We start from the raw sequence: 9,669 nt of genomic DNA, 5'->3' as shown, positions 1-9,669 counted from the left end.
GGATCCGAGTCTGCGTCCCATTTCATCAAGCAGTGCTGTGCGGAAAGCATTACGCAGATAAGTATAATTGAAGTGATGGACCGGACGCCAGAATCCATCATCACTGTAACCACCTTCCGATATAAGACAGTGGATGTGGGGATTCCATTTTAAATCCCTGCCAAAAGTATGTAGTACCATAATAAAACCAGGTGTATAATTTTTAGACTTGTTCATTTTGAAGAACATACGAGAGACGACACTGGTAACAGAGTGAAAGAGGCAGTCGAGCAGAGTACGGTCTTCAAGAAAAAAGTCACGAAGATTTTCATCAATAGTAAAAACACAGTGGCGGTGCTGGACATTAACAAGCTTAAAAGACATAGAAGTAGTACGTGCCATAGAATACTTGTTTCCACAGGTAGGACAAAAACGGCTGTGACATCGGAATGGGACAAATTTAAGCTTGCCGCAATGGGGACAACCGTACATGGCACCGCCAAAAGATGGATCACCACAGTTGATCATCTTATCGATATTTTCCATCTCAGTAGATCTGGGATGAAGTGTATATTTAATTTCTTCATAGTCGTCAGTAAAGATTCTTTGTAAGATATTCATAAGCCTATTATGAATGAAAAGTTGAAAAAAAGAAACCCCTATCCCCTCAAGATTGAGGGGCAGGGGAGTTGAAGTGTCGAAGACACTTTTTTAGATGGGAGAAACCATGAGAAATATCATTATTTTTGTTGCTCTTCTGGGAGCAGCGGCAATATTTACAATTTTGTATTGTCTCATTGCTGCCGGAAGTCAGGCAGAGAAAAAACTGACAGAAATCATGAGAAAAGAGGAAGAACAGAATGAAGACAAATAAAGATCTAATTATAGAACCAAATGCAGCTATTGAGGGAAGAAAGTACAGCGAAGAAAAGCCATGGTCCTGCAAGTATTGTTACTGGTGGGAAGGCAAAAAGAAAGGCTGTAGCTTGAAACAGTGCCACTATCTGCTTCCGGAAAAGAAAAAAGCAGTAAAAACAACACCATGTGGTGGCTGTCCGTATGGAAAACATGTTCCATGCATCGGATATTGTATTGCCCGTCTTCATTCTGAAATGAAAGGAAAGAAAGGACGTGGGTAATTGCAGGAAGAAGTAAATCAGAAAGTGATCAGCCTGAGCATCCAGGGAGTCAAGATTACTGCCAGTGTGCTAAAAGCAGCCATTCGGAAGTTCCTGGAAATGGACAACCGGAGGAAACAGAAAGCAACGCAGGTGAAAATGGCTGAAAAGACCGGACGGGCCCAGGAGAAAGGAAGGGAAAAAGCCCGAAAAAAGATTGAAAAGAAAAAGCCACATGGAAAGCAGACCATCAAGCAGCTGAATGCACAGGGAGTACAGCTTTCCAACATAAAGATCACAGATGAAAATATCAAATCCTTTGACCGTGTGGCAAGAAAATACGGGATTGATTACAGCCTGAAAAAAGAAGTCGGTGCGGATCCACCGAAATATCTGGTCTTCTTTAAGGCTAAAGATGTGGATGTGATGACAGCGGCTTTCCGGGAATATGCCGGAGTAGAACTGAAAAAGAAACAGGTGAAGAAACCATCGGTCAGAAAGAAACTGCAGAAATCTGTAGAAAGAAAAGCAAAGCACCGCCAGCGTGTGAAGCAGAGACAAAAATCCAGAGGTCAGGAACGATGATGCGGGAGAAATTACAGAAGATCCAGGTCAAACGGCTGGTGATCTTAAATCTCCCATATTTCTTTATCTTCTATGTAGCAGATAAAGGATCCTGGCTGTACCGGCATTGCCTGGGAGAAAGCATGGTCCAGAGACTTGGCGTGATGTTAGTCAATTTCCGATTGGCATTTTTAAGCTGGCTGCCAAGTATCGCTTTGCAGGATCTTACAGTAGGTGTTCTGGTTGCAGGTGCATTAAAACTGGTGGTCTACTATCGTTCTAAAAATGCAAAGAAGTTCCGACAAGGTGTGGAGTATGGATCTGCAAGATGGGGAAACAGAAAAGACATCGAACCCTTTATGGATCCGGTCTTTGAAAACAATGTCATCCTCACAGAAACAGAACGTCTGACCATGAACAGCCGACCAAAAGCACCAAAGTATGCCAGAAATAAGAATGTGATCGTCATCGGTGGTTCCGGATCCGGTAAGACAAGATTCTATGTGAAGCCCAACCTTATGCAGATGACGGATCACGTATCCTATGTGGTCACTGATCCGAAGGGTACGATCATCGTCGAATGCGGGAAGATGCTGGTAAATGGAGGATACCGGATCAAGGTATTAAATACGATCAACTTTAAAAAGTCCATGCATTACAATCGTGCGACTTGTTCGTCGCTGAAAAGGCGGCGCACAGCGCTGTTTCAATCAGTCCTGTGAACTGATAATTCGAGAGGTGGAATGAAGGGGTAACGCCCTGAAACGCCTCCCCTGATACTCCGGCATGCAGAGGCCAAACTCTGTGTGAAGCCCGGTAAAGTCGGCAGAGAGATGCCGTAACAGGTTAAGCTGACGAAAGCTGTCCAGAGGTGGACGGTGCATCCTATATGCCGGGGATCTATAAGATACCCATGGTGAGAATGACAGAGATGTCTGACGAAGCTCCCGAATGTAAAGGTCTAAAAGTGCCACACTCAGAAATGGGTGTGTGGGTTAAAGCCCAGGCAGTACGGTTTAGTAGAAATGGTTGTTACGAAACGCCGTGGCACGTTACAGGCGTGTCCAAGCTGTCAGGCCCAGAGGGAACACCTAAAGGTATGTATGTACAGATAGGATTATCGGAACAAGGAAAGGCAGGAAGTCTACTGGATAATCCGGCGAAGAATAATAAGCGGATGAATTCCTGCTGAAAAGCAGTGGTCGAACCGATGATATCGTCTGCGAAAAAGAGGACGGTTAGGAATGGCCACAAGTCAGGCAAAACGTCAGCAGTACACAACCACTATTCATGCAGTCGAGTAAGAAAAAGAAATTGTCGCTCGGTTTCATAGAAATGGGGTGATGTACATGGCACAAAAAGCTAAGAAGAAAAGCAAGTTGCGCCATGCGGAATACTATGACATGCAGAAAACCTTTGACAGTCTGTATGCCGACAGCAAAAGTGGTGAAGTCTTTGGGCACCTGATGGATATCATCAGTGCCCCAAGCAACATCAAGCTGGCATTCAGAAATATTAAAGGCAATGATGGCAGTCATACCGCAGGCACGGATGGGCGGACAATAGAATCATTGGCAGTCATGCCAGAGGATAAGTTTGTAAAGCTCATCCAGAAACAGTTCAGGAGGTATGAACCAAAAGCAGTAAAAAGAGTAGAAATACCAAAGCCAAACGGAAAGATGAGGCCTCTGGGAATACCGTGTATTATTGACCGAATAGTACAGCAATGTATTTTGCAGGTCATGGAGCCAATCTGCGAAGCAAAGTTCTATGAGCACTCTTATGGGTTCAGACCGTGTCGGAGCGCAGAAAATGCGATTTCCTATGCGTATGGACTCGCCCAAAGGAACAAGCTTCACTATGTAGTAGATGTGGACGTTAAAGGATTCTTCGATAACGTCGACCACAGAAAGCTGCTAAAACAGATCTGGACTTTAGGTATACGGGACACCAAGTTGATTCAGATCATCAAGGCCATGCTGAAAGCGCCAATCGAAATGCCTGATGGAGAAAACGTCCTCCCATCCAAGGGAACGCCGCAAGGTGGTATCCTTTCACCATTGCTGGCAAACATTGTCCTCAATGAACTGGACTGGTGGATTGCCTCTCAGTGGGATGAAATGGTGAGGCACATGAAACATCCGTGTAAAGTGACCTACTATCCCAACGGCGCAGAGAAAAAGTGCAACAGCTATACAGCCTTGAAGAAAAGCAACCTCAAGGAGATGCGGATTGTCCGTTATGCGGATGATTTCAAGATATTTTGCAGAACCAAAGAGGATGCAGAGAAAACCTATTATGCAGTCAAAGACTGGCTATGGAAACGGCTAAAACTGGAAGTGTCTGATGAAAAGTCAAAAGTGACTAATCTCAGGAAACGTGACAGTGAGTTTCTGGGTTTTCGCATAAAACTGCGGCGCAAAAGTAACTCGTGGGTGATAACTTCAAATGTCTGCGATAAAGCCATACACAGAATCAGCAAGGAAATGGCTGATAGTGTCAAGGCAATACAAAGCAGTAAGACGGCTGAAGAAATAAGCCTGAATGTGGGGGACTATAATGCCAAGGTTATCGGAGTGCAGGACTATTACTGCATTGCGACAAGGGTCAACTTGAATTTCAGCGATATCGCCCGTCCAATCAATGGACAGCTTCTCCATCGTATTGACGGAATCAAGAAGCAGGGCGAGATCAAAAACAGATATCTGAGGAAACGATACGGAAAATCGAAGCAAATGCGATGGATTGGAGAAACGCCACTGGTTCCATTAGCCTACGTGCAATTCAAGATTCCAATGAGGAAAAGCCGAAAAATCAATCCGTATACGCCCGAAGGTAGAGCAGAGATACACGATAATCTCAGGATTGACGTAAATTCAATGCTCTGGCTGATGAGGCATCCGATACCGACCGAATCAGTGAGATACAACGACAACCGGGTCTCCCTCTATGCAGGGCAAGACGGTAAATGTGCAATCACCGGGAAGAAACTGGATGTTCAAACCTGTATCTGTTACAGGAAAACAAACAATTGTAAGAAGGGCAATGACAGCTACCAGAACCTGTTGCTTCTTTCTTTGCAGGGATTGGCAATAGTCAGCTCGGAAGACATGATGTCTGTAGTGGCGTTGGTGAAGGAATACTCTCTGAATGCCAAAGTTATTACCAAAGTGAACAAACTGCGTGCTACCGCAGGACTGCCGCTATTGGCAGCAAAGTAGCAAACTTAGCCAATGTGAAAGAGTGATTGTGTATCACTGCTGAAACTATGCTTGATGGAACGCCGGATGCGGTGAAAGTCGCATGTCCGGTGTGAAGTGGGGGAAAACCCGGAGATAATTTCAAAGGGTTACCTATCACTATCGTTCCATTATATCCGGAGTGAAAAAGACATCTTGAAGCTGGTCAATACCATTATCGCAAATACCAAGGGTGAAGGCGAAAAATCAACGGAAGATTTCTGGGTGAAGGCCGAACGTCTTTTGTATTCTGCACTGATCGGATACATCTGGTATGAGGCACCAGAGGAAGAACAGAACTTTTCTACTTTGCTGGAATTTATCAATGCCAGTGAGACCAGGGAGGATGATGAAGAATTTAAAAATGCGGTGGATGAATTGTTTGAAGAACTGGAAGCAGAAAATCCGGAACACTTTGCAGTAAGGCAATATCGCAAGTACAAGCTTGCTGCCGGCAAAACTGCAAAATCGATTTTGATTTCCTGTGGTGCCAGACTAGCACCGTTTGATATTCAGGAGCTAAGAGAAATCATGTCGTATGACGAAATGGAACTGGATATGATCGGCGATCAGAGAACAGCCATGTTTGTCATCATCAGTGATACCGATGACACATTCAACTTTGTGGTAGCGATCATGTACACTCAGCTCTTTAACTTGCTTTGTGATAAGGCGGATGATGAGCATGGAGGTAGGCTTCCCTATCATGTACGACTGCTTCTTGATGAGTTCAGCAATATCGGACAGATCCCAAAATTCGACAAATTGATTGCTACGATCCGAAGCAGGGAAATCTCCGCTTCTATCATTCTGCAGTCACAATCTCAGCTGAAAACCATCTATAAGGATGCGGCTGAGACGATCACGGGTAACTGTGACACCGTTCTTTTCCTGGGTGGAAAGGAAAGTTCCACACTGAAAGAAATATCAGAAACTTTGGGAAAGGAAACCATTGATCTTTACAACACATCAGACACCAGAGGCAGCAACCGATCCTATGGGCTGAACTATCAAAAGACTGGAAAAGAACTGATGAGTAGAGATGAGCTGGCGGTCATGGATGGTGATAAATGTATCCTGCAGCTCCGTGGAGTGCGGCCGTTCCTTAGCAATAAGTATGATATCACCAAGCATAAACGCTACAAGGAACTTGCCGATTATGACAAGAGAAATGCCTTTGATGTTGAAAAATATCTGGAGCATCGGCTGGTACTTCCAAGAGATGCAGAGTTTGAATTATATGAATGCAATGTAACAGAAGAAGAGATAGCGGCTGTTGAAGCCGAAGAAAGAGAGGATTAAAACTTATGAAAGTAAAAATTCGCGCACCCTGTACCAGACAGTGGTGTATCAAAAGGTCTGAATAAATGGGAAAGGAGAGAGCCAAACGCTTACAGACCATAAGAAAAGCGTTTGTTCAGAAAACAAAATGGGATTTTTCAGTAGTGCTATCAATATCCTTCAGACACTGGTCGTTGCCATTGGTGCAGGCCTTGGTGTATGGGGAGTGATCAATCTGATGGAAGGTTATGGTAATGACAATCGTGCGACACGTTCTTAATTGAAAAGGTTAAGCACTAGGTTGAAGGGCTTGATAGCCTGTAATCTTAGGAGAACTGACAATCTGATGGGTGGAATGAAGGAGTAACGACCAGAAACGCCCACACTGATACTCCGATTGGCATCGGATATACAACTATCCGACTGTCAAAAGCTCGGTGAAGTCGGTAGAGAGTAACCGTAAGTGGATCAATCCGCACGAAACCTGTCCAGAGGTGGACGGTGTTACCTATATACCGGGTGTCAGATACTCATGGTGAGAATGTATAAAAATACTGACGAACTTCTGAATGTACGGGTCTAAACATTTGGATTTGTCGAAAGGCATTTCCCCATTTAATTGGGGTGCTCGTGGATTAGTAAGAGTGGTTGTTATGAACGTCCACATATCGTTACAGGCGATAAAGTTCTTAGAACTGGGCACAGGCTTAGAGGAAGCACCTAAAAGTATCTCATGATAGGATTGTCGGAACGTGGAAAGCTGGGAACGTATAAAAACAAGCTGTTGTAGGTTCGTTGGACGGGAAAGCCGGATAAGACTGGTATAACCGTACTTAATCCCAGTGAGAGTAGGGGCATAGTACCGATGAAGCGGTGATAACAAGCCATGGAGGGATGGCCCCAAGTCGAGTTTAGAAAGAAATTTTCATAAACTTAAAAGCCCGACTTCGAAAAGCCGGGCTCCTAGCGTAAAATTAATGTATGGCCAAACACATTAAATTACAGAAAAATTATACTGCATCTAGCCTGTATTATCAAATAAAACTTCTGTTGGATATAGAAATTATTTCAGTAGATAATCCATCAAGAAGATTTCAAACGGATAACCACTAGCTATGGAATCCGGTTGAGAATAAAACTGAAGTATACGGGCAGAGTGTTTCTAGGTTTCTTAAAAACAAGAAATAGAATTCCGAAGATATATGTATTGTGTAAAAGAAAATGTTGCAGTGCAAAGGAGTACCATTGTGATTGTATACAATATCAATAAGCTACATCATAAAATACAGCCCTGAAAAACAGGGTAACACTTGTTTGCAGTAAAAGAAACAGTATAAATTTTAAAACCATAAAGGAATCCTGGGCTTTCTATGAAAAGAAGGTCTGGAAAAGTGCGTTTAAAAACAGTACCTATGAGGAAAATACGCGTATTTTATAGAGTTTGTTTAAAATAAAATGCTTGTAGTAACGAAGAGTGTACGTTTTATTTGAAACAAAAAAATTTTAAACTCGATGGAACGCCGTGTGAGGGGAAACTCTCATGCACGGTGTGGAGCGGGGGAAAATCCAGCGATAATTTCAAAGGATTACCTATCGCTATCTGGCGCAAAAAGTCAGGGAATTAAGCACTTAATGTCTTCTATGTGAAAAGATTTTAAAGAGAAAATGCACATCCTACGCAGATAACATGACAATTTCATGCAAAGCGAAAGGAGACACCATGAAAATCGAATACACAAAAGTGGGAGACTATTATTTACCGAATCTTTACTACCCGGAGGAAACCAGACCGATTGGCTTATGGGGAATGCTTCGGAAGGAATATCTGAAAGAACATAAATCTGGAACTTATACATATCTTCTTCTGACCGCCAGGCTGGACAGTTATTTGGCAGATCTGAATGAACAGGCACAGGAACGCTTTGAATTGATCGAAACTCAGATGCGAAGTGCGGAGGGAGTTTCCGAGGAACTGAAGAGACAGAATCCTATGGAATGGCTATGCCACTGTAACAATATCCGCAACCGGGCTGCTGAGATCATCAAGCAGGAACTGATTTATGTATAAGGGGGATTCTAGATATGAGAAGAGAACTGATTGAAAGTTATTATGAAGAATACCAGCGGGAGCTGGAAAGATTTCTTGAATCTGACCCGGAGATGTTCACTCTGGAAGCAGAAATTCATCATTACATAGAAATACTGGAACCGGTCCTCAGAGATGGCGGACAGGAGATGTGGCAGACACTGGACAGGATTATTTCAGCGAAAAATGCAATGGAGGGAATTGTGGCAAAAGAAATGTATATCCGGGGATTTCTGGATTATGAAAGACTGGTGTGTGAAAAAGACAGTAAGATCTGAATAATCAGAACATAGACTATATATAACGAGGCTTTTATTGTATAGACAGTAAGAGCCTCATTTAATATAGTTTTCATAATAAAAAACAGGTGGTAGTACGTATTTGCTTTGTGTTATATAAGAATTGGTCTGGCTGAACAATGGTGAAAATTTACTATGATTTTACTTAAATCTGATTGAAGGATGAAAAAGTGATGATATCATATAGTGGGTTGATAGGGTTACAGAAAATGTATTCACAGAGGCAGAGAAGAAATAATGAAAGTAAAAAATGCAGATGAATTTTATAAAATATTAGAAAGAAAGGCTATATATCCGGTATTTCAGCCGATTGTAAATTTACAGACTGGAGATGTGGCAGGATATGAAGCTCTTAGTCGTATCGACAGGCATGATACGACTCTTATGATTTCAGATTTGTTTGTGATTGCTGAACAGGTAGGCTGTGTTTGGAAATTGGAAAAATTGTGCAGAAATAAAGCATTGAAGGCAGCGGCGAATAAACCAGAACATGCAAAATTATTTCTTAATGTAGATGGTAATATCATTCAGGATAAATCGTTCATACAGGGATTTACAAACCGTAAGGCTGCGAAAGCCGGAGTACCGTCCTGTGACATTGTATTTGAAATAACGGAACGGTCGGATATAGAAAACTATCAGATTCTGCAACAGATTATGAAGCATTATGCAGATCAGGGATATGAAATAGCTTTGGATGATGTTGGAGCTGGATATTCTGGTCTGAACCGTGTAGTAAATACATCGCCAAACTACTTAAAAGTTGATATAGAACTGGTCAGAGATATTCAAAAACATAAGAAAAAGGAAATTATGATGGAATTTCTGTTGCATTACTGTAATGAGACAGGAGCAATTCTGATTGCAGAAGGGATAGAAACAGAAGCAGAGTTGGAGTGTCTGTGTAGATTAGGTGTTCATTACGGACAAGGATATTTTCTTGGAAGACCGGACAGAACGTTCAAAAATGTAAGGAATGAGGCGATGTTGGTATTACGTAGACTGAATAATAAATCGTAATGAAAACTATATGTCAGCAGGTGAAAAATGAATAAGTCAATTATAACATTATAAAGATTTCCATTGATTTTTACACCTATTTT

At 42.4% G+C, this 9,669-nt stretch carries 9 protein-coding genes and 2 pseudogenes; 10 read left to right on the top strand and 1 reads right to left on the bottom strand.

Annotated features, from left to right (window positions below; genetic code table 11):
- A partial coding sequence (locus EUBIFOR_RS12385) for an IS91 family transposase (protein ID WP_147587361.1) occupies positions 1–600 on the bottom strand: 600 nt, incomplete at its 3' end.
- 106 nt (positions 601–706) lie between these two features.
- Here EUBIFOR_RS12385 and EUBIFOR_RS12920 point away from each other — a divergent pair.
- The 10 genes and pseudogenes from EUBIFOR_RS12920 (at position 707) to EUBIFOR_RS03735 (ending at position 9,586) form a co-directional block, all read left to right on the top strand.
- Positions 707–853, top strand: a complete 147-nt coding sequence (locus tag EUBIFOR_RS12920) for a hypothetical protein (RefSeq protein WP_167528766.1) — start codon at positions 707–709, stop codon at positions 851–853.
- Complete coding sequence (locus EUBIFOR_RS03780; protein WP_003864611.1) at positions 840–1,118, top strand: hypothetical protein; 279 nt, start codon at positions 840–842, stop codon at positions 1,116–1,118. The genes EUBIFOR_RS12920 and EUBIFOR_RS03780 overlap by 14 nt, the downstream gene beginning before the upstream one ends.
- Positions 1,119–1,682 (top strand): PcfB family protein, encoded by a 564-nt coding sequence (locus EUBIFOR_RS03775; RefSeq protein ID WP_003864610.1) that lies wholly within the window; start codon positions 1,119–1,121, stop codon positions 1,680–1,682.
- A pseudogene (locus EUBIFOR_RS03770) lies at positions 1,682–2,323 on the top strand (type IV secretory system conjugative DNA transfer family protein); the annotation flags it as partial. The gene EUBIFOR_RS03775 and the pseudogene EUBIFOR_RS03770, both read left to right, overlap by 1 nt.
- Before the next feature lie 687 nt (positions 2,324–3,010).
- Positions 3,011–4,882, top strand: a complete 1,872-nt coding sequence (gene ltrA, locus EUBIFOR_RS03760) for a group II intron reverse transcriptase/maturase (RefSeq protein WP_003864607.1) — start codon at positions 3,011–3,013, stop codon at positions 4,880–4,882.
- A 144-nt stretch (positions 4,883–5,026) separates the two neighbouring features.
- Positions 5,027–6,202 (top strand): annotated as a pseudogene (locus tag EUBIFOR_RS03755) (VirD4-like conjugal transfer protein, CD1115 family); the annotation flags it as partial.
- A gap of 127 nt (positions 6,203–6,329) precedes the next feature.
- A complete protein-coding gene (locus EUBIFOR_RS12380) occupies positions 6,330–6,461 on the top strand; it encodes a Maff2 family mobile element protein (protein ID WP_003864605.1) in 132 nt (43 codons plus the stop codon).
- A 1,440-nt stretch (positions 6,462–7,901) separates the two neighbouring features.
- Positions 7,902–8,249: a TnpV protein gene (locus EUBIFOR_RS03745; RefSeq protein ID WP_015543451.1), complete on the top strand. Its 348-nt coding sequence runs from the start codon at positions 7,902–7,904 to the stop codon at positions 8,247–8,249.
- A gap of 14 nt (positions 8,250–8,263) precedes the next feature.
- Positions 8,264–8,545: a hypothetical protein gene (locus tag EUBIFOR_RS03740; protein ID WP_003864601.1), complete on the top strand. Its 282-nt coding sequence runs from the start codon at positions 8,264–8,266 to the stop codon at positions 8,543–8,545.
- A 258-nt stretch (positions 8,546–8,803) separates the two neighbouring features.
- Positions 8,804–9,586 carry an EAL domain-containing protein gene (locus tag EUBIFOR_RS03735; RefSeq protein ID WP_003864600.1) on the top strand — a complete coding sequence of 261 codons (783 nt, stop codon included), beginning with the start codon at positions 8,804–8,806 and terminating at the stop codon, positions 9,584–9,586.
- Positions 9,587–9,669 lie beyond the last annotated feature (83 nt).

The organism is Holdemanella biformis DSM 3989 (assembly GCF_000156655.1).
Lineage (GTDB): Bacteria > Bacillota_I > Bacilli_A > Erysipelotrichales > Erysipelotrichaceae > Holdemanella > Holdemanella biformis.
Note: the sequence above shows the minus strand (reverse complement) of the source record. Positions and strands in the feature narration are given on the sequence as shown.